General features: G+C 68.8%; 17 protein-coding genes. 8 read left to right on the top strand and 9 right to left on the bottom strand.

Translation table 11 applies throughout. From position 1 onward, the window contains the following. The 4 genes from VFF46_RS34840 to VFF46_RS34825 form a co-directional block, all read left to right on the top strand. Positions 1-780, top strand: a 780-nt coding sequence (locus tag VFF46_RS34840) for a Fic family protein (RefSeq protein WP_325041509.1), incomplete at its 5' end; no start/stop codon positions are given. Positions 781-850: 70 nt separating this feature from the next. Continuing rightward, positions 851-1,429, top strand: a complete 579-nt coding sequence (locus VFF46_RS34835; RefSeq protein ID WP_325041508.1) for a DinB family protein — start codon at positions 851-853, stop codon at positions 1,427-1,429. Positions 1,430-1,702: 273 nt separating this feature from the next. Beyond that, complete coding sequence (locus VFF46_RS34830; RefSeq protein ID WP_325041507.1) at positions 1,703-4,525, top strand: ribonucleoside-diphosphate reductase subunit alpha; 2,823 nt, start codon at positions 1,703-1,705, stop codon at positions 4,523-4,525. Further along, positions 4,522-5,562: a ribonucleotide-diphosphate reductase subunit beta gene (locus tag VFF46_RS34825; protein ID WP_331683516.1), complete on the top strand. Its 1,041-nt coding sequence runs from the start codon at positions 4,522-4,524 to the stop codon at positions 5,560-5,562. The genes VFF46_RS34830 and VFF46_RS34825 overlap by 4 nt, the downstream gene beginning before the upstream one ends. Before the next feature lie 1,203 nt (positions 5,563-6,765). On the opposite strand, the gene VFF46_RS34820 is transcribed toward VFF46_RS34825, so the two are convergent. From VFF46_RS34820 to VFF46_RS34810, 3 genes are read right to left on the bottom strand one after another with little or no spacing between them, the layout of a single operon-like run. Further along, on the bottom strand, positions 6,766-7,530 hold the full coding sequence (locus VFF46_RS34820) for an SDR family NAD(P)-dependent oxidoreductase (RefSeq protein ID WP_325041506.1): 765 nt from the start codon (positions 7,528-7,530) through the stop codon (positions 6,766-6,768). After that, positions 7,523-8,557: a mannonate dehydratase gene (locus VFF46_RS34815; protein WP_325041505.1), complete on the bottom strand. Its 1,035-nt coding sequence runs from the start codon at positions 8,555-8,557 to the stop codon at positions 7,523-7,525. Before VFF46_RS34815 ends, VFF46_RS34820 begins: the two co-directional genes overlap by 8 nt. Further along, positions 8,554-9,279, bottom strand: coding sequence for a GntR family transcriptional regulator (locus VFF46_RS34810; protein ID WP_325041504.1), 726 nt, complete (start codon positions 9,277-9,279; stop codon positions 8,554-8,556). Before VFF46_RS34810 ends, VFF46_RS34815 begins: the two co-directional genes overlap by 4 nt. A gap of 82 nt (positions 9,280-9,361) precedes the next feature. Here VFF46_RS34810 and VFF46_RS34805 point away from each other — a divergent pair, with 82 nt between their 5' ends. The 4 genes from VFF46_RS34805 to VFF46_RS34790 are packed head-to-tail and all read left to right on the top strand — an operon-like array spanning position 9,362 to position 15,144. Then, the gene (locus tag VFF46_RS34805) at positions 9,362-10,657 is read left to right on the top strand and encodes an extracellular solute-binding protein (RefSeq protein WP_325041503.1); all 1,296 of its coding nucleotides are present in this window, start codon (positions 9,362-9,364) and stop codon (positions 10,655-10,657) included. After that, complete coding sequence (locus VFF46_RS34800; protein WP_325041502.1) at positions 10,654-11,523, top strand: sugar ABC transporter permease; 870 nt, start codon at positions 10,654-10,656, stop codon at positions 11,521-11,523. The genes VFF46_RS34805 and VFF46_RS34800 overlap by 4 nt, the downstream gene beginning before the upstream one ends. Then, positions 11,520-12,359 (top strand): carbohydrate ABC transporter permease, encoded by an 840-nt coding sequence (locus VFF46_RS34795; protein ID WP_325041501.1) that lies wholly within the window; start codon positions 11,520-11,522, stop codon positions 12,357-12,359. Before VFF46_RS34800 ends, VFF46_RS34795 begins: the two co-directional genes overlap by 4 nt. 25 nt (positions 12,360-12,384) lie before the next feature. Further along, on the top strand, positions 12,385-15,144 hold the full coding sequence (locus VFF46_RS34790; protein ID WP_325041500.1) for a fibronectin type III domain-containing protein: 2,760 nt from the start codon (positions 12,385-12,387) through the stop codon (positions 15,142-15,144). On the opposite strand, the gene VFF46_RS34785 is transcribed toward VFF46_RS34790, so the two are convergent. The 6 genes from VFF46_RS34785 to VFF46_RS34760 form a co-directional block, all read right to left on the bottom strand. After that, on the bottom strand, positions 15,099-16,193 hold the full coding sequence (locus VFF46_RS34785) for an alginate lyase family protein (RefSeq protein WP_325041499.1): 1,095 nt from the start codon (positions 16,191-16,193) through the stop codon (positions 15,099-15,101). The genes VFF46_RS34790 and VFF46_RS34785 overlap by 46 nt on opposite strands. 67 nt (positions 16,194-16,260) lie before the next feature. Next, the gene (locus VFF46_RS34780) at positions 16,261-16,839 is read right to left on the bottom strand and encodes an isochorismatase family protein (protein WP_325041498.1); all 579 of its coding nucleotides are present in this window, start codon (positions 16,837-16,839) and stop codon (positions 16,261-16,263) included. A gap of 12 nt (positions 16,840-16,851) precedes the next feature. Further along, the gene (locus tag VFF46_RS34775; RefSeq protein ID WP_325041497.1) at positions 16,852-18,180 is read right to left on the bottom strand and encodes an MFS transporter; all 1,329 of its coding nucleotides are present in this window, start codon (positions 18,178-18,180) and stop codon (positions 16,852-16,854) included. After that, positions 18,177-18,620 (bottom strand): MarR family winged helix-turn-helix transcriptional regulator, encoded by a 444-nt coding sequence (locus VFF46_RS34770; protein WP_325041496.1) that lies wholly within the window; start codon positions 18,618-18,620, stop codon positions 18,177-18,179. Before VFF46_RS34770 ends, VFF46_RS34775 begins: the two co-directional genes overlap by 4 nt. A 47-nt stretch (positions 18,621-18,667) precedes the next feature. Further along, the gene (locus VFF46_RS34765) at positions 18,668-18,910 is read right to left on the bottom strand and encodes a hypothetical protein (protein WP_325041495.1); all 243 of its coding nucleotides are present in this window, start codon (positions 18,908-18,910) and stop codon (positions 18,668-18,670) included. Further along, positions 18,907-19,879, bottom strand: a 973-nt coding sequence (locus tag VFF46_RS34760) for an alpha-isopropylmalate synthase regulatory domain-containing protein (protein WP_325041494.1), incomplete at its 5' end; no start/stop codon positions are given. The genes VFF46_RS34765 and VFF46_RS34760, both read right to left, overlap by 4 nt.

Below are 19,879 nucleotides of genomic sequence, written 5' to 3'. Positions count from 1 at the left end.
CTGCAGAACTGGATCGGCGGCCGCTCCCCCGCCGAGGCGTACTACGTGCCGCCGCCGGCGCAGCTGATCCCGGAACTGCTCGCGGACCTGATGACGTTCGTCCGCGAGTCGCGGCTGCCGGTGCTGGCGAAGGCCGCGATCGCGCACGCGCAGTTCGAGACGATCCACCCGTTCGCCGACGGCAACGGCCGGACGGGGCGCGCGCTGATCCACCTGATCCTGCGCGCCGACGGCCTCGTCACCCGCACCGTGCCGCCGGTCTCGCTCTCCCTCGCCACGCACGCGTCGGAGTACGTCGAAGCGCTCACCGCCTTCAGGTACGTCGGACGCGCGACCACCGTCAAGGCCCGCGCCGCCGCGAACCCGTGGCTGCGAATGTTCGCGCGGGCCTGCACGCATGCGACCGCGGAGGCGGCCCGGTTCGAGCAGACCGCGTCCGACCTCAAGGCCGAATGGCGCGAACGTGCCGCGCCGGTACGCGCCGGATCCGCGGCCGAGCTCCTGATCGAGGCGCTGCCGGCCGCGCCGGTGCTGACCCTCGCGGCCGCCGCCCAGCTGATCGACCGCTCCCAGCAGGCCGCGAACCAGGGCCTCACCCGCCTGGTCGAGGCCGGCGTACTGCGGGAACTCACCGACGGACGGCGGAACCGGGTGTACGAGGCGCCGGAGCTGATCGACGCCTTCACGCTGCTGGAACGCCGGTTCGCCAGCCCGGCCGCGGACACCCGGGTCGAGCGACCTAGCAGACCGGTCCCACCGAGGCCAGGACCGACACACTAGGCGGTTTGACTTCCTCCCAGGGTCGAGCAAGAATTCGAACACATGTTCGATCATACCGGGGAGAGTTGAGATGGCGGCGTTCGACTGGGACATCCTGCACCGGCCTTCGGCGATGGCGATGGTCCGCGGCCAGCTGGGCTTCAGCTGGATGGTGCTGTCCGGACGCCTCGGACAGCTCACCGACGAGCAGTACTTCTGGCGACCCAGCAGTGAGGCGCTCACCGTCGTCCGGCGGCACTACTCCGGGAGATACCGGCCGCTCGGGTCCGGCGAGTGGGTCGCGCAGTGGCCGGACGAGCCCGACCATCGCGGTCCGCGGACGATCGCCTGGCTGATCGCGCATCTGACCGAGACGTTCTTCGAGCGCTGGGAGTGGACGTTCGGGGCGAGCCGGCAGGGCCGCGCGGACATCACGCTGCACGGCAACGCGCAGGACGCGGTCGCCTGGCTGACCTACTGGGTCGAGGCCTGGCAGGAGGCGATCGCGGACCTCGACGAGAGCGAGGCGATGACCGTCGGCCTCAGCCAGGCGAACGAGCTGGACGCCACCGAGCCGTTCGGCCACGTCGTGCTGCGCCTCAACCGGGAGCTGATCCACCACGGCTCGGAGATCATGACGCTCCAGGATCTGTACGCGGTCGCGGCGTGAGGACACAAGATGTGCGACATGCGGCGTGGCGCTACCACAAGATCTAGATCTCTCCGCCTAGCATCACTACCACTGGTGGTTCAGCGTTGTCCGCACCACAAGATGTGGGTTCGGATGCCTGTCACCGGTGCGTGTACCGCCGGTGCACGCGGTCCGAGACCTCGTGGGTGGGTTCGAGGGCGTGACGGCAGCGTTCCCGGCCGGAGCTGCCGGTCCCGTCGTGCGCCCGCCCGCGGGGTCCCGGGTCTCCGAACTCTCCTGGAGCGCACACCAGTGACCATTGCTTCTTCCTCACCCGCGGAGACGGACGCAGCTGCCCGGCTGACCGTCATCCGCCGGGACGGCAGCAGTACTCCGTTCGACGCCACCAAGATCTCCGTCGCGATGTCGAAGGCGTTCCTCGCCGTCGAGGGCGCCGACGCCGGCACCACCCACCGCGTCCGCGACCTGGTGACCGACCTGACCGGCCGGGTCGTCAGTACCCTCACCAGCCGCGGATCGGCTCAGTCCGCTGCCCGCCGCAGCGTGCAGGTCGAGGACATCCAGGACCAGGTCGAGCTGGCGCTGATGCGCGCCGGCGAGCACCAGGTCGCCCGCGCCTACGTGCTGTACCGCGAGGAGCGGACCAAGGCCCGCACCCCCGCCGACCCGTCCGGCGTCACGGAGCGGCCGGCGCTGACCGTCCGCGCAGCCGACGGCAGCCGGTCCCCGCTGGACATCGACCGGCTCCGGGTGGTGGTCGCCGAAGCCGCCGCCGGCCTGGACGCCGTCGACCCCGAGCTGATCCTGAACGAGACCCTCGGCGCCTGCTACGACGGCATCGCACAGCACGAGGTCGAGCTCGCGCTGGTGATGGCCGCCCGCTCGTACGTCGAGACCGAGCCGCAGTACAGCTTCGCGGCGTCCCGGTTGCTACTGGACCGGATCCGCCGCGAGGCGCTCGGCCGCGTGCATGGCGAGCCCCGGCAGGCGAGCCAGGCCGACATGGCCGAGGCCTACCGGAGCTACTTCACCCGCTACATCCAGGTCGGTGTCGAGGCCGGGCAACTCGACCCCGAGCTGGCCACTTTCGACCTCGACCGGCTGGCCGCGGCGATCAACCCCGACGCGGACCTGACCTTCACGTTCCTCGCCCTGCAGACCCTGTACGACCGCTATCTGCTGCACGTCGACAAGGTGCGCTACGAGCTGCCGCAGGCGTTCTTCCTCCGGGTCGCGATGGGCATGGCCCTCCGCGAGGACGACCGCGAGGCCCGGGCGATCGAGTTCTACCAGCTGCTCAGCTCGTTCCGCTTCATGTCCTCGACCCCGACCCTGTTCAACTCCGGCACCACCCGCCCCCAGCTGTCGTCCTGCTTCCTCACCACGGTCGAGGACGACCTGTCCGGCATCTTCACCGGCATCCGCAACAACGCCCTGCTCGCCAAGTACTCCGGCGGCCTCGGCAACGACTGGACCCCGGTCCGCGGCATCGGCGCCCACATCCGAGGAACGAACGGCGACTCCCAGGGCATCATCCCCTTCCTCAAGGTTGCCAACGACACCGCCGTAGCCGTCAATCAAGGTGGGCGGCGGAAGGGCGCGGTGTGTGCGTATCTGGAGACGTGGCACATCGACGTCGAGGAGTTTCTCGAGCTGCGGAAGAACACCGGGGACGAGCGGCGGCGGACCCACGACATGAACACCGCGAACTGGGTGCCGGACCTGTTCCTGCAGCGGGTCGAGGCCGGCGGGGACTGGACGTTGTTCTCACCGGACGAGGTTCCGGACCTGCACGATCTGTACGGCGCCGAGTTCGCTGAGGCCTACCGTGGTTACGAAGCGGCGGCGGACCGTGGTGAGGTCCGGGTGTTCAAGCGGGTCAAGGCGGTGGACCTGTGGCGGCGGATGCTCACCGTGCTGTTCGAGACCGGGCATCCGTGGATCACTTTCAAGGACGCCTGCAACCTGAGGTCGCCGCAGCAGCACGACGGCGTCGTCCACTCGTCGAACCTGTGCACCGAGATCACGCTGAACACCACCGTCGACGAGACCGCGGTCTGCAACCTGGGCTCGGTCAACCTGGTCGCGCACCTGACCGCCGACGGTCTCGACGCCGAGCTGCTGCGGGACACCGTGAAGACCGCGGTCCGGATGCTCGACAACGTCATCGACGTGAACTTCTACACCACCCCGGAGTCCGAGCGCGCGAACCAGCGGCACCGCCCGGTCGGCCTCGGCCTGATGGGCTTCGCGGACGCGCTGTTCAGGCTCCGCATCCCGTACTCCTCCGACGCCGCGGTCGAGTTCGCGGACAGCTCGACGGAGCAGATCAGCTACCACGCGATCGAGGCGTCCAGCGACCTCGCCGCCGAGCGCGGCCGGTACTCGTCGTACGACGGATCGCTGTGGAGCCTGGGGATCCTGCCGATCGACTCGCTCGACCTGCTGCACACGGCGCGCGGCGGGGACGTGATCATCGACCGGAGCACCCAGCTGGACTGGGAGGCGCTGCGGGCGAAGGTCCTCCGCGACGGCATGCGGAACTCGAACGTGATGGCGATCGCCCCGACCGCGACGATCTCCAACATCTGTGGCGTGAGCCAGTCGATCGAGCCGACGTACAGCAACCTGTTCGTGAAGTCGAACATGTCCGGCGAGTTCACCGTCGCGAACCCGTACCTGGTCGCGGACCTCAAGGCCCGCGGGCTGTGGGACCAGGTGATGGTGTCCGACCTGAAGTACCACGACGGCGTGCTGGCCGGGATCGAGCGGATCCCCGCGGACCTGCGCGCGCTGTACGCGACCGCGTTCGAGATCGACCCGCTGTGGCTGGTCAAGGCGGCGTCGCGGCGGCAGAAATGGATCGACCAGGCGCAGTCGCTGAACCTCTACATGGCCAAGCCGTCCGGGCGCGACCTTGACGAGCTGTACCGGTCGGCGTGGCGGTACGGGCTCAAGACGACTTATTACCTGCGTTCCCAGTCGGCTACCCACGTGGAGAAGTCCACGCTGAAGGGGACCGACGGCCGGCTGAACGCCGTACCGGTGGCCCTTCCCGAACCCACTGGAGCGGTCTGCGCGATCGACGATCCCGATTGCGAGGCCTGCCAGTGAGCACCATTTCGATCGGCGCCGCGCGTGTCGAGGTCACCGAGAAGTCCATGATCAACTCGCGCGCGGACGTCAACCAACTGTTGCCGCTGAAGTACACGTGGGCCTGGGAGAAGTACCTGAACGCCTGCAACAACCACTGGATGCCTACGGAGGTGTCGATGCAGGCTGACATCTCACTGTGGAAGTCGAGAGACGGCCTGACCGAGGACGAGCGGCTGATGCTGAAGCGCAACCTCGGGTTCTTCGCCACCGCGGAGTCCCTGGTCGCGAACAACATCGTCCTCGCGGTCTACCGCCAGCTGAGCAACCCCGAGTGCCGGCAGTACCTGCTCCGCCAGGCGTTCGAGGAGGCGGTGCACACGCACACGTTCCAGTACATCTGCACCTCGCTGGGTCTGGACGAGGGCGAGCTGTTCAACATGTACCGCGAGGTCCCGTCGATCTCGGACAAGGACGCGTGGGCGCTGAAGTACACCCAGCATCTCGAGGACCCCGACTTCCGGACCGGTACGCCGGAGGCCGACACCGCGTTCCTGCGCGACCTGATCGCGTTCTACGTGGTGTTCGAGGGGATGTGGTTCTACACCGGGTTCGCGCAGATCCTGTCGCTCGGCCGGCGGAACAAGATGGTCGGGATCGCCGAGCAGTACCAGTACATCCTGCGCGACGAGTCGATCCACCTGAACTTCGGCATCGACTGCATCAACCAGATCAAGCAGGAGAACCCGCACCTGTGGACGGCCGGGTTCCAGGCCGAGGTCCGGCAGATGCTGACCGAGGCCTGCGAGCTCGAGGTCGCCTACGGCCGCGCCACGATGCCGAACGGGATGCTCGGCCTGACCGCGGACCTCTGCGAGCAGTACATGCACTTCGTCACCGACCGCCGAGCCGAACAAATCGGCCTGAAACCGATCTTCGGTGAAACGCGGAACCCCTTCGGATGGATGTCAGAGGTGATGGACCTGAAGAAGGAGAAGAACTTCTTCGAAACCCGCGTGATCGAGTACCAGTCCTCCAGCGGCCTCAGCTGGGACTGACCCCAAGACCGGAAGGCCCGCGGCGCAACTCGCCGCCCCGCGGGCCTTCCCCCCACCACCAACCCCACCGCCTCCAGCCCACCGGCTCTGGTCCACGGCGTACGTTCCCGGCGCGCGCGTGCCCGGCGTGCGTGCCCGGCACGGGTGCCCCGCGCGAGTGCCCCGCGAACGTATCCGGCGCAGGTGCCCGGCGTACGTGTCCCCGCGTACGTGCCCGGCGGCGCGTAGCTGCGTCCGTCAGAGTGGTGTACGGCGTGGTGCCCGGCGCGCGTGCTCCGCATATGTGCCCCGCGCGCGTGCCCCGGCGCGGGTTGCCCGGCGTACATGCCCTGCGCGCGTGCCCGGCGGACGTGTCCCGGCGCGGGTGTCCGGCGCGCGTGCTCCGCGTACGTGCCCGGCGCTCATGCCAGGTGTAGGTGCCCGGCGTACCTACCCGGCATACGCGTCCGGCATACGCGTCCGGCGTACCTGTCCGGCGTACCTGTCCGGCGTACGTGCCCCGCGCGTGCGCCGCGTACTGCCCCGTGTACGTGCCCCGCGCGTGCCTCGCGTATGTGCCCGTATGACCCGCCGGCTTGTTCAAGCTCCCCGTCAACCACCTCGTGCAGGTCGAGCCGTGCGTCCGTCGTAGCGCGCGGACGCGGAGAGCAGGGGTAGCGCGGGAGAACGCGGGCAGTGAGTACGACGGGAGAACGCTGGCAGCGCGTACGACGCTTGGACGCGGAGAGCGCGTACGACGGGAGAACGCGGGCAGCGCGTGCTACCGGAGGAGGCGGGAGCACGTGCCGCGGGAGGGTGTGGGCAGCGCGCCACGGGCGCCGGGGTACGGACGGTGGAGTGGACGCGCGTGTTGGGGACTGGCAACAAGGTATTGCCTATCGTCAGTCCCGATTGAGTGTTCACAGTGCGCGCGATCGGCACGGCGGGAGCCCCCGTCAATCACTAGCGTTGGGCGAGTGAGGGAGAGGCGGCCGCGGCGGATCTCGCGGGTACTGCGGCGCGCCTGCCCGGCGTCTCTGCCGGCGTACGTGCCCCGCGCGCGTGTGCCCCGCGCGTGCCCGGCATACGTGCCCAGCGCGGGTGCCCGGCATACGTGCCCGGCGTACCTGGGTGGAAGCGCCTGTACTGGTTGCCGACGCACTGGATCCGGCGTACGTGTCCGGCGTGGGGCTGCGAGCGCGGTGCGCGGTGCCGTCCGGGGGGTCAGTGTGGGAGGAGTACGGCGGCTTTCGCGAGGAGGCCGCCGTCGACGGGGAGGGCGGTGCCGGTGATGAAGGAGGAGCGGGGGCCGGCGAGGAAGGCGATGGCTTCGGCTACCTCGGTGGGGTGGGCGACCCGGCCGAGGGGATGCATACGTCCCCAGGTGTCGATCAGGTGTTGTTCGCCGGCCGGGGTGCCGTCGCTGAAGGTGCGGGCGGAGGCGCGCAGCATCGGGGTGTCGACGGAGCCGGGGCAGACGGTGTTGGCGCGGATGCCGTGGGGCGCTTCGTCGACGGCGATCGAGCGGGCCAGGGCGTTGAGGGCGCCTTTGCTGGTGGTGTAGGCGGCGACCGATTCCTGGGTCACGAAGGCCTGGACCGAGGAGACGAGCACGATCGCGCCCGAGCCCTGCGCGCGGAGCTGCGGGAGGGCGGGTTTGATGATGTTGAAGGCGCCGGTCACGTTGACGTCCAGGACCTGGTTCCATTCGGCCGCGGACGTCTCGGCGACGTCGCCGTACCGCTGGATCCCGGCGGCGGCGATCACGATGTCCAGTTTCCCGTACGTACGAACGACCTCGTCGACCAGCCGCGCGCACGCCGCCGCGTCGGTCACATCAAGCTCAACAACACCCGGCGCGGTCGCGGGGCCGGGTAGGCCTGCCGGGATGACGGTTGCGCCGCGGGAGGAGAGGAGTTCGGCCGCCGCGAGGCCGATGCCGCTCAGGCCGCCGGTGACGATCGCGACCTTGCCCTCGAACTCATCCATCAGTCGCTCCGATTCCGTTGAGGACGCCTTGGAGGTAGCCGATCGCGTGGGCGCGGCCGCGGCTGCAGTAGGCCTCGGAGGAGATGTCGCCCCAGGTGTCGAGGTCGCCGATCATCGCCGGTACGTGGTCGTCGATCAGGAACCCGTCGAACCCGGACGCCGCGAGCCGGCGGATCACCCGGGCCGGGTCGAAGTTCCCCTCGCCGAGGAAGCACTCGCTGAACCGCGGCACGGTCCCCCGGACATCCCGGAAATGCACGTACCAAATAGCGGGCCCGAGCAGGTCGATGACCTCGTTGATACTGTCCTCGCCGGCCATCTCCGACACCGTGCCCAGGCAGAGGTTGAGCCCCCACGCCGGACTCCCGTCCGCCTGCGCGCGGGCCTGCCCGATGGCGGCCGGCGAGGTGAAGATCCGCGCGATCCCGCCGAGCGGTACGTCGACCGGCGGATCGTCCGGGTGCAGCGCGAGCCGTACGCCGGCCTCCTCCGCGACCGGCAGCACCGCGTCGAGGAAGTACTGGTGGTTCGCCCACATCTGCGCCGCCGTGATCGGCTCCCCGACCGGTTCGTCCGGCGTCAGCCGGTACCCGGCGAGCGCGTTGCCGTGGGACACGTCCGCGAGGTCGAACGCGCTGACCTTGGCCCCACCACGCCCGGACGCCGACATCGACGTACGCCACACATAAGTCGCGAGGAAGTTGTACCCGAGCAGGTCGATCCCGACGGCCGCGAGGTTGCGGATCGTCTTCTGGTAGTTCTCGATCTGCTCGTCGCGCCCCGGCAGCCCGCGCTGGATCTTCCAGAAGTGCGCGAGCGGTACGTTCTCCAGGCCGTCGATGGCGAGCCCGTCCGCGTCGCAGCGCTCCCGCAGCGCCCGCAGCTCCGGCAAGCTCCAGAAGCCGTCCACGCCCGGCAAGACGTCCGGCGTGTGCAGCTGGACGCCACGCAACCCGAGCTGGTGCGCGAACGTCGCGACCCGCGCGTCGTAGGTGTCGATGTGCCCGAGGGAGATCCGGATCGTCATTCGACGAAATAGTCCGGGTACTGCGCCTGCAGGGCCGGCGCCAGATCGTGCGCCCTCCTGGCATGGCGGCTGATGAGTCCACGGCCACCGGCGACGTCGCGCGCCTCGAGCGCGTCGACGATCAGCTTGTGCTCGTCGATGAGCGCCCGGATGCTCGCGGCGTCCGGCTGCGCGAGCCGCCGCAACCGGTCGAGCTGCAGCTTCATCCGCTGCACCGCCTGCCACGCGCCGGGGTACCCGCTCAACGCGAAGATCTCGCTGTGCAAGGCCTCGTCGGCCTCGAAGAACGCGTCGTAGTCCTCGGCCCGGCAGCTCCGCTCCTGTACGGCGAGCAGCTCCCGCAGTCCGGCGACGTCCACCGCCGTACCGCAGGCCGCCTCGAACGCCGAGGTCTCCAGGCTCTCGCGGACGAACCGTGCCTCCTCGACCTCGCGTAACCGGATCAACCCGACCCGGGTGCCGACCTGCGGTACGACGTGCACGAGCCCGGCGTCGACGAGTCGCGCGATCGCCTCCCGCACGGGGGTGCGGCTGACCTGGAGGCGTTCGGCGATCTCGGTCTCGGACAGCGAGGCGCCGGGCGCGAGCCGGAGGTCGCGGATCGCGGAGACCAGTTCGCCGTACACCAGGTCGGAGGTCCGGGTGCGGGCCCGGCTCCGGCTGATCGGCGACAGGACCCCGGTCGGATCCGGCGCCCGGACGGTGGCAGGTCGTGGAGTCACCCCTGAATCGTTGCATGTGGGTTACTTGTATGCAAGTATCCCGACACGATCCGCGCTGTAGAGAGCAGACAGAGAGAACGTGATGATCAAGCGAACGGCGATGCTCGCGGCGGCGACCGCCGCGGCCGGACTGGTACTGGCCGGATGTGGCGGCGGCAGCGGCAGTCAGGGTGGCAGTCAGAGCGGCCCGGCCGAGGTCACCTTCTGGGGCTGGGCGGCCGGGTACCAGAAGTCCGTCGACCTCTGGAACCAGACGCACCCGGACATCCACGTGAAGTACGAGGCGATCACCAACGGCGGCGCCGGCGGGTACGACAAGATGCTGACCGCCGCGAAGGCCGGCAACGCGCCGTGCCTGGCCCAGATCGGCTACGAGACGTTCGCGAGCTTCCTCGCCGCGGGCGCGCTCCAGGATGTCAGCGACGCGGTCGCGAAGGACAAGAGCCAGTTCCCGGACTGGGTGTGGGGCAACGTCGGCGTCGACGGCAAGTCGTACGGCGTACCGGTGGACACCGCGCCGATGGCGACCTTCTACCGCGCCGACCTGTTCAAGAAGGCCGGTATCGCCGTACCGACGACGTGGGACGAGTTCGCCGCCGCGGCCGCGAAGGTGAAGGCCGCGGACCCGACCGCCCGGATCATGAACCTGCCGACCGACCCCTACCTGTACGCCGGGTTCTCCTGGCAGGCGGACGCGCCGTGGTTCGGGACCAAGGGCGACGCCTGGTCGGTCTCGTTCGACACCGACGCCGGCAAGAAGGTCGGCGACTACTGGCAGGGCCTGTTCGACAAGGGCCTCGTCACCTCGTACCCGGCGTTCGACGCGACCCTGTACTCCGCGTGGAGCAAGGGCAAGGTGTGGGCCGAGGTCGGACCGGTCTGGTCGGCGTCGCTGATCCGCGACAACGCCGCCGGCTCGGCCGGCAAGTGGGCGGTGGCGCCGATGCCGCGCTGGAGCGGCAGCGATGCCGTCGGCAACTCGGGCGGATCGGCGACGGCCGTGATGAAGGGCTGCGCGCATCCGAAGGAGGCGACCGAGTTCGCGCTCTGGATGTCGACCGACAACGCGTCGGTGTCGAACCTGATCGCGTCCGCGGCGATCCTGCCCGCGTCGAAGCCCGGTCTCACCAACGCCGCACTGGACGCACCGCAGAGCTACTACGGCGGTCAGCCGATCTACAAGCTGTTCCGCACCGAGGCCGGCAAGGTGAACGACGGGTGGGTGTGGGGACCGATCATGTCGACGTCTGCCAAGTCGCTCGGTGACGGCCTGGGCAAGATCGGCACGAAGAAGGGGACGTACGGCGACGCGCTCGCGAAGGCCCAGCAGGACACGGTGTCGGCCCTCAAGTCCCAGGGCTTCTCGGTAAGCCAGTGAGGACCAAGGAGCTCCGCAGAGCCGCGCCGTTCGTACTGCCGTTCCTCCTGCTGTTCGTCTTCGTCTACCTGGTACCGACCGCGTACTCGCTGGAGCAGAGCTTCTTCGCGGTCAAACGATCCGGTCTCGGCCTCGGCGGGTCCGAGACCGTGTTCACCGGTTTCGGCAACTACACGCAGGTGTTCCAGGACAAGGACTTCCTCGCGGCGCTCGGGCGGGTGGCGTACATCGGGATCATCCAGGTACCGGCCATGCTCGTCATCGCACTGGTCCTCGCGCTGCTCCTCGACGCCCGGACGACGAAGGGCGCCCGGTTCTTCCGGGTCGCCTACTTCATCCCGTACGGGCTGCCGGGGGTGATCGCGGGGCTCGTCTGGTCGTTCCTGTACGCGCCCTCGCTGAGCCCGATCACCCGCGTGTTCGAGCATCTCAGCTTCGTCAGCGACGGCGTCCTGCCGTTCTCGATCGCGAACATCCTGACCTGGGCCTGGACCGGCTACAACACGATCCTGGTGTACGCCGCGTTGCAGGCCATCCCGGAGGAGACCCTGGAGGCCGCCGCGGTGGACGGGTGCTCCGGCTGGAAGGCCGCGCTGTTCATCAAGGTGCCGCAGGTCCGCCCGGCGCTGCTGATGGCGCTGGTGTTCTCGATCATCGGCACGTTCCAGCTCTACAACGAGCCGGTGACGATGAAGTCCGTCGCGCCGAACCTGTCGTCGACGTACACCCCGATCATGGCCGCGCTGCGTTCGCTGTCGGCCAACAACTTCAACTACGCGGCCACGCAGTCGGTGGTACTCGGCGCGCTGATCTGCGTGCTGTCCGTCCTCGTCTTCCGCGCGTCCGCCAAGAGGACCGATTCGTGAACCGAGTGAGCCCTACGTCCCGGCTGTTCGTACTGGCCGTCATGACCCTGGCCGCGCTCTACTTCCTGCTGCCCGTGTGGTGGCTGGTCGTGTCCGCGACCAAGGGCAGCGGGGACCTCTTCTCCGGCAACGGCTTCTGGTTCGGGCAGCACTTCGCCCTGTGGGACAACGTCCAGACGCTGTTCCGCGCCCAGGGCGGCATCTACTCCCGCTGGCTGCTCAACTCGCTGCTGTACGCCGTCGGCGGTGGTGTCGTGTCCACGCTCCTCTCGGCGATGTGCGGGTACGCCCTGGCGAAGTTCCCGTTCCCCGGGCGGGAGGCCGTCTTCGGAACGGTGCTCGCCGCCGTACTGCTGCCCGCGCCGGTGCTCGCCGTACCGCTGTATCTGCTGTTCAGTCATACCGGAGTGGTGAACACGTTCTGGTCGGTGTTCATCCCGAGCATCGTCAGCCCGTTCGGTGTCTACCTCAGCCGGATCTACGCCGCCTCGTCGGTGCCGGACGCGCTGATCGAGGCCGGCCGGATCGACGGCGCCCGGGAGTACCGCATCTTCGTGATGGGGATGCGGATCATGGCGCCGGCGCTGGTCACCGTCTTCCTGTTCCAGTTCGTCGCGATCTGGACGAACTTCCTGCTTCCCTCGCTGATGCTCGCCAACAGTTCGCTGCAACCCGTCACGGTCGGTCTGGTCGGCTGGCGCGAGATGCAGGGCTACCCGATCGGCTACACGACCGTCGTCACCGGCGCACTGCTGTCGGTCGTGCCGGTGGTCGCGATGTTCGTGTCGCTGCAGTCGTTCTGGAGCAAGGGTTTGGTCACGGGGGCCGTCAAGTAGTGCCCGAACGAAAGGGATGATCCCGATGAGAATCCTGTACGGCGCAAAAGTGGCAGTGGCGCTGTCCGTCACGCTGCTGCTCGCGGCACAGTCCCCCGGCGCGACAGCTGCCACCACAGCCGATCCGCCGGTCAACCTGCTCGCCGCGGACATGGACACCGGCGTCGACAGCGGTGTCAGTCCGTTCACGTTGTCCAGCACCGCCAGCGGAGGCAGCCAGCAAGTGATCGACAACGCCGTCGAGCTGCGCGACTCCTCCCAGAACGCCAACCTGGCCAGCTACTTCTACCACCGCTTCTCCACCGGGGCGCTCAAGGACCGCATCAACGCGGTCTACAGCCAGCCGGTCGGCAGTCCCGCGGAGCAGTTCGTCCTGCAGTTCGATCTCAAGCGCACTGCGGCCAGTACCAAACCGGTTGCCAAGGACATCTATGCGCAGATCTCGTTCGGCAACTGGGACGACGTCGCGGTACCCCGATTCCCGGTCCCGTCGGTCAGCCTGACCACGACCGCGGCGTACCAGAGCACCAGCGGCACCCTCCAACCGGTGACCGAGGCGGACCTCCCGGAGTACCGCTTCACGATCGTCCCGAACGGCGGCAAGCGGCTGGTCTCGACGGTCGAGCTCGGTTTCCAGGTCCGCGTCGACACCGGCGGCACCGACGAGGCGATCACCGTCGACAACTTCGCGGTGTACGACGCGGGCGCCGTCAACGACACGTCACCGCCGACCACGCCGACCGCCCTGACCGCCGGTACGCCGTCGTCGAGCGGCGTCGCCCTGCAATGGCAGCCGTCCACCGACGACACCAGGGTGACCGGGTACGACGTGTTCCGCGACGGGTATCAGGTCGCGTCGGTCAGCGGATCGACCACGGTGGCGGCCGTCGGCGGGCTGATGCCCTCGACCGGGTACGACTTCACCGTCCGGGCGAAGGATGCCTTCGGCAACGTCAGCCCGCTGAGCGACCCGGTCCACGTCACCACCGCAGCGAGCGTTCCGACGGCGCCCGCGCCCTTCCCCGGCACGATCCAGTCCCGCACGCAGTGGCTGTGGGACAAGACGAAGGCCATGAAGGAGGAAGAGGGCCCGATCAACGTCGCGGAGTACACAGCGCAGCTCGTCGACCACGAGAACGTGGACGCGAACCTCGCCAAGCTGGACAAGCTCTTCCAGGGCTACGACTACGAGCAGTACAAGAGCGTGGCGAAGCTGTACGCGTACCTGATGGCCGGCGACCAGTTCAGCCCGGCGATGGTCCAGGACGTGCGCGCGTACTTCGCGAAGTACGGCTACCAGAAGCTCAACCAGACCGAGAACCTGCGGATGAGCAACTACGTCACCGGCTACCTGGTCGGGCAGACGTTCCCGGACGTCGTCGACCTGAACGGCAACTCCGGCGCGAAGCTGATGGAGATCAACAAGGCCAACATCCTCGAGATGGTCCAGGCGGCGGTCCGGCGCGGCTGGGCCGAGTACGAGAGCCCTGAGTACACGATCATGACGTACGTCTGCCTGAACGCGATCTACCAGTGGGCGGACGACCAGGAGCTGCGCCAACAGGTGAAGATGGCGATGGACGTCATGTGGTTCGAGTGGGCGAACGACTGGAACGACGGCTACCTGATCTCGTCGGAGAGCCGCGCCAAGGGCGACCTGGCGTCGGTCAACGACCCGAGCTGGCGGCCCGCGGACCACGCGACCGTCGCCTGGACGTACTTCGGGGCGCACCGCGCGCAGCAGGCCGTCGGCGAGTCCGACAACCCGGCGCCGTCGGCGTACCGGCCGGATCTCGAGTACGCCGGATTCCTCGCGTGGCCGGGGATGACGTACAAGCCGCCGGCGCTCGCCGTCCAGATCGGGCAGACGACGGACAAGTCGTACACCGCGCACAAGACGAACCTGCAGAACTCCAGCGGGCACCCGATGGACATCTACCGCACGAGCTACGTACGGCCGACGTACGGGCTGGCCACCGAGGTCCAGTACCGGCGGGTCGACAACTGGATCGAGGACCAGCCGATGATCCTGCGCTGGAAGTCGGACGCGCCGAACCCGCTGTTCCGGCTGTCCACCGACCAGGGCAACGCGCCGATCGGCTCGTACGACCAGCCGGCCGACCATCGGGTGATGCAGGACGGACCGACCGCGCTCGGGGTCTACAAGACGGCCGGCGGCCCGACGTCCAACTACCTCAACGCGATGTTCCCCGACAACGGCTCGATCCGGCAGCGCAAGGAGGTGGACGGCTGGACGGTCGTCGACGCGGGATCGGCGTACTTCGCCTTCAAGCTGGCCAAGCCCGCGACCTGGTACCACCAGACGCCGAACGACCCGTCGAACAAGGTGAAGACGACAACTCAGATCCACCCGACCGCGACGCTGGCCTACAGCTACGACATCCTGCGCAGCCAGGCCGACACCAACGGCTGGGTCCTGGAGACCGCCGACGCCTCGGCGTACCCGACCCTGGACGCGTTCGCGGCCGCGCTGACCAAGAAGACCAGCCTGGACACGAGCCACGTCGACGACGCCAACCCGCGGCTGATCTACCACAGCCTGCGCGGGCACGACCTCGACATCACGTTCGACGCCGCCACCCAGGCCCCCGGCCCGACCCACCTGGTGGACGGCGAGCCGATCGACTACGACTCGTTCAAGCTGTTCGACACCCCGTGGCTCAAACAGAACCAGCTGGCCCCGAGATTCACCGCCCAGGTAGGTAACCAAACCGTCGTCTACGACTTCGACAACTGGACCGTCACCTCCCATCCGGCCAAGTGACGCAGATGGGCCCGCGGAAGCTTCCGCGGGCCCATCTCGTCAGCGTGGGTTGTTCGCGTGGGTGAGGGTTTCCCAGGCGAAGAAGTAGTTCGCGCCGGCGGGGCGTTCGGTTTCGGTGTACTGCAGGACTGCGGGGAGCGGTCGGCCGAGGCGGTTGTGGTAGTGGTTGTAGACAACCTCGGTGACCGGGCCGAGGCCCCTTCTTCACGGTGCCGCCGCAGAGGTTCGACGGGGTGGCGGCGCCGTTCTCCAGGCGGGTGTGGAAGGTGGTAGGCGTCGGTCAGGCGGTGGCCCGCTTCGGCGTACAGGTCGACGCCTTGGTGGTAGGCGGTCTCGGCGATCTGGGTGGCCGCGGTCAGGCCCCAGCCGGTGTGGCCGAAGTCGCGGCAGGTCTCCTGGGCCAGGCCGTTGGTGAACGTGGATTGGCCCTGCCAATAGTCGACGATCTCCTGGCGGGTGCTCTTCGGGCAGGTGGACGGTGCCTTGGCCGCGTCGGTCATGATCAGTTCCCAGTTGCCGTTCTTGCACCCGGCGCCGTTTCGTACCTCGGGCAGGTACACGTCGCGGAGCATCCTCTCGAACCGGCCGCGCTGCGCCCACGGACCGCCGTACGTGTACTTGATCAGCTCACCGGACCGCGAGAACGAGGCGCCGGACCACCCGGTCTGCAGCGGCGCGTTGGTGTTGGTGTGGTCCTTCAGTACGGCGGACCACGCGTCCATGATCTGGGTCGACTTCTTCGCGTACCGGTCGTCGCGGGTGAAGTACCACATCAGCGCCTGGGTGTACGCCGCGAGCGCGTCGTTGCGCTCGTCCGAGCACCCGTTGTTCGGGTTCGAGCTGGAACCGCATTCGACGATCGCGCGCGGCTTCGGCGTGTACGACAAGGCGGCGTACGCGCTGGCCTTCATCGCGTCGTACGCCGCCTTCTGGGGCTGGGCGCCTTGCTGGACCTGCTGCCGGGCGAAGTCGAGCTGCGCCCGGTCGACGAGGACGCCGGGGTGCTTGAACGCGGGCGGCGCCGCGGTGGTGGGCTGAGCGGCCAGCAAGGTGCCGATCAGCGCCAGGACGAGGGTGAGTAGGAGTGGGGGTTGCAGTAAACCTTCCTAACGGAAATCATCCGAGCAGCGCGATGATCTCCGCGGTGGTACCGGTCTCGCCCAGCCGCGGGAAGATCCGGGTCAGCGAGTTGTGATGGGCGTCGGCGGACAGGTCGGTCATCGCGTCGGTGGCGAGCGTGACGTGGTACCCGTGCTCGAACGCGGCCCGGGCCGTCGACTCGACGCCGATGCTGGTGGCGATACCGGTCAGCACGATCTGGGTGATGCCGCGGCGGCGCAGGTGGATATCCAGGTCGGTGCCGTGGAACGCGCCCCAGTTCCGCTTGGTGACGACGATGTCCTCGGCGTGACCGGCCAGCTGCTCGACGATCTGGTCCGCACCGGGCGGCGGCGTCTGGCGGGCGGACCGCGGCCCCTGCTCGGTGCGGCCCGGGACCCAGTCGGCACCGTCGGCGGCGATGCTCACCCGGACCAGCACCACCAGCAGGTTGTGCTTGCGGAACGCGTCGGCGAGCTCGACCGTCCGCCCGATCACGTCCGGCGTCGCGTGCGGCTCGCCCGGGAGCGCGGTGACACCGTTCTGCAGATCGATGACGACCAGCGCCGTCTTCGGGTCAAGAGTTGTGACAGGCACAGCGGGACCTCTCTATTCGGGGAGTTGCAGGAGGGTGACGAGCGCGAGCAGGCCGGCGACGACGAGCAGGAAGACCGCCATCTCGTGCAGGCCGGTCGTGGTCGCGCCGTGCTGGAAGAAGTGCGCGTTGGCGGCCGCGGAGATCAGCGCGCCGACGTACACGCAGGTCCGCAGCAGACCCGCGGACGACCCGATCCGGGCCGGATCGGCCTGCTGGTACAGGGCGGTCTGGTTGGCCAGGTTGTTCAGCCCCTGCGGTACGCCGGCGATCACGCCGACCACGGCAAGCACCCAGATCGGCGTACTCGGGCCGACGAACAGCTGTGCCGCCGCGGCCGCGAGCAGAAAGGCGCCACCGGCAACGAGTTTGCCGCGGATCGCCGCCCGCCGCCCCGTGGCCGCGGTGACCAGTACCGCGGCCAGCGACAACGGCAGCAGGAGCAGACCGGCCTTCGACGCGTTCAGCCCACGCGCCTCCTCGAGCCACTGGGTGAAGCCGTAGAGGAAGGAGTACGCGCCGACGAACGCGAGCACCTGGCGCAGGTACGTCATGATCAGCGGACGGTTACCGGCCAGCACCCGAAGGTCGATGAACGGCGCCATCACCCGCAACTGCGCGATCACGAAGGCGACGCCCAGCGCGAGCGCCAGCACCAGCAGGTACCAGCGGGAGACCGCCGGGTGCATCAGGAACAGCATCAGCGAGACCAGCGTGGCCGCGAACAGCACGATGCCGACGTAGTCGAGTCCCCCGGCGGTCCGCGAGCGGGTGGTGCGCGGCAGCCAGACCGTGCCAAGCACCACGCAGATCAGCGACAGTGGCACGTTGATCGTGAAGATCAGGTGCCAGCCGCCGAGCCCGATCAGCAGGCCGCCGAGCGTCGGGCCGATCACCGCGATCACCTGGTTCGCGATCGACAGGCTGCTCAGGATGACCGCGGGCGTCTCCATCCCGGTCCGGTCCGCCTCGGTCCGGATCAGCGACATCGCCGCCGGGTACGCCGCCGACGTACCGAAGCCGAGCAGCACCCGGGAGGCGATCAGTACGCCGAGGTTCGGGGCCAGCGCACCGAGCAGGCCGGCAACGCCGACCAGTGAGGTGGCGATCAGGTACAGCGGGCGCGGGCCGAAGATGTCGACCAGCCGTCCCATCACGGGCTGGCCGACGGCGGTCGCCAGATACAGCCCCGTGACCAGCCAGGCGGTCTGCGACGGCGGTATGCCGAACGCGGCGCCGATCGGGATCAGCGCGACCGCGAGCATCGACGAGTTGATCGGGTTCAGCACCGACCCGACCAGCATCGGGGCGATCAGTCGCCGGTCGAAGCGGTCGGGGGTCAACGGTCCGTCGCCGCCTCGATCGCGTGGTCGAGCAGCGCGAGCGCCTTGATGATGGTCTGCCGCTCGGCCTCCGTGCAGTGCTCCTGCAGCGTCTCCGCGAGCCACTCCTGACGGACCTTGCGATCACCCTGCAGCCGATGCCGGCCGGCGCTCGTCAGCGACACGACCTGCCGCCGGCCGTCCGACGGATCCGGGTGCCGCTGGATCAGGTTGGCCTCGCGCAGCGCGGTGAGGATCGCCGCCACCGACTGCGGCCGGATCCGCTCGGCCGCGGCCAGCTGGCTCGCCGTGGCCGGCCCGTCCTTGTCCAGCCGGCTCAGCACGGACGACTGCGACGGCGTCAGGTCGTCGGTCTCCGCGAGCTCCTTCAACCGCCGCTTGACCCGGCCGAAGACGACGCGCACCTCGCTCGCCGCTTGGGTCGCCGATGCAGTGATCACATCGGCAACTCTAAATTAGACAGTTCAAACTGTCCAGTTCGAACTGATCAGTTGGAGCTGACGGTCACGTCCAGGACGCCGATCACCTTGTCCAGCCGCGCGGCGACCCGGTCGGCGTCGAAGCCGTTGCCCTCGACGACGACCCGCAGTTCGCCCGCGTCCAGCGACAGCGTCAGCTCCCGGACGTCGTACGGATTGAGCAGCACGGCGACCCGCGCGAGCAGCCCCTCGACCTCGACCACGCGCGCCGTGTAGACCGTCAGCGTGCGCTCCACCGCGAGCAGACTCATCGCGCGACCTCCTTGTGGCGCAACAGACCGAACGTGAACCCGTCGACCAGCGCCTCCCACGACGCCTCGACGATGTTGTGCCCGACCCCGACCGTCACCCAGGCTCCTTCGCCGTCCGCGGTCTCGATCAGCACTCTGATCACCGCGTCCGTCCCGTGGCCCTGGTCGAGGATGCGGACCTTGTAGTCGACCAGCTCGAACTTGTTCACCGCCGGGTACGCACGCTCGATCGCGGTCCGCAGCGCGTGGTCGAGCGCGTTCACCGGGCCGTTGCCCTCACCGGTGACGATCTCCCGCTCCCCCGCGGCGACCAGCTTCACCGTGGACTCCGACACAGCCTCGCCGTCGGCGCGCGACTCGGTGATCACCCGCCACGACTCGACATCGAAGTAGCTCGGCCGCTTGCCGTCGACCTCCTCGGTGAGCAGCAGTGAGAACGACGCGTCGGCGGCCTCGAACGTGTACCCGCGGGCCTCGAGCTCCTTCACCCGCTCGGTGACCCGGCTGACCAGCTCGCGGTCGTTGCTCAGGTCGAACCCGAGCTCGCGGCCCTTCAGCTCGACACTCGCCCGGCCGGCCATCTCCGACACCAGCATCCGCATGTCGTTGCCGACCCGCGCCGGATCCGTGTGCTGGTAGAGATCCGGGTCCACCTTGATCGCACTGGCGTGCAGCCCGGCCTTGTGCGCGAACGCCGAGAGCCCGACGTACGGCGCCCTGCTGGACGGCGGCACGTTCGTCACCTCGGCGATCGCGTGCGCGATCCGGAACGACTCGGCCAGGTTGCCCGCGGGCAACAGCTCCATCCCGCGCTTGAGCTCGAGGTTGGCGACGATCGCGAGCAGGTCCGCGTTGCCGGTGCGCTCGCCGTACCCGTTGATCGTGCCCTGGACGTGCGTGACGCCGGCCTCGACGGCGGCGATCGAGTTCGCCACCGCGCAGCCGGCGTCGTTGTGACAGTGGATGCCG

Source organism: Kribbella sp. (assembly GCF_035655035.1).
GTDB lineage: Bacteria > Actinomycetota > Actinomycetes > Propionibacteriales > Kribbellaceae > Kribbella.
Note: the sequence above shows the minus strand (reverse complement) of the source record. Positions and strands in the feature narration are given on the sequence as shown.